The sequence below is a fragment of the Streptomyces sp. NBRC 109706 genome (genome assembly GCF_000974485.1).
GTDB lineage: Bacteria > Actinomycetota > Actinomycetes > Streptomycetales > Streptomycetaceae > Streptomyces.
Map to the genome: position 1 here is coordinate 1 of NZ_BBOM01000003.1, position 587 is coordinate 587.

The window sequence follows — 587 nt, forward strand, 5'->3', positions numbered from 1 at the left end:
CCTGGTCGACCTTCACGATGACGCCGTCGACGATGTCGCCGTCGTTGAAGTACTTGATCGTCTCGTCGATCGCGGCGAGGAAGGCTTCCTCGGAACCGATGTCGTTGACCGCAACCTGCGGGGTGGTCGCGGTGGTCTCGGTGCTGCTCGTCATGTGGTAAAGGGCTCCGGTACGGACATATTGGTAGGCACTGCTACGCCGAAGACCCCTATCGCCACTGCCGCAGCCGGACAGCCTGAGAAGCGCGAATCCCGATCCCGAGGGATCTGACACGCGCCTCGCCAACCGAGGAGACATACAACAGTTACGAGCGCGACCTGCTCCGTCCGAGGCGCGCAAGCCCGCAGCGCGTCTTATAGCATACGGGGGCATCCGACCAGGGTCAATGCGCGGTTCGCCCCACGAGGCGCGCGGACGGGCCGAAACTCGTGCTTCCCCGCCCGTCTCGCTCGTGCGCGCCCCTCGTCGACGAGAGTGGCCGCCACGCCCTTCACCGGCGCGGCGGCCATCAATCATAGGGCGCGGCGTGTCCCGACGAGACCGCCGGGGTCGCTCTGTCCCGACCCCTCGGGGTTGTCCGGATCCA

The 587-nt window shown here is 66.6% G+C and carries 1 pseudogene; it reads right to left on the reverse strand.

Features of this window, described 5'->3' with window-relative positions:
* Positions 1-154 (reverse strand): annotated as a pseudogene (gene rpsA / locus AOM46_RS32945) (30S ribosomal protein S1); the annotation flags it as partial.
* Positions 155-587 lie beyond the last annotated feature (433 nt).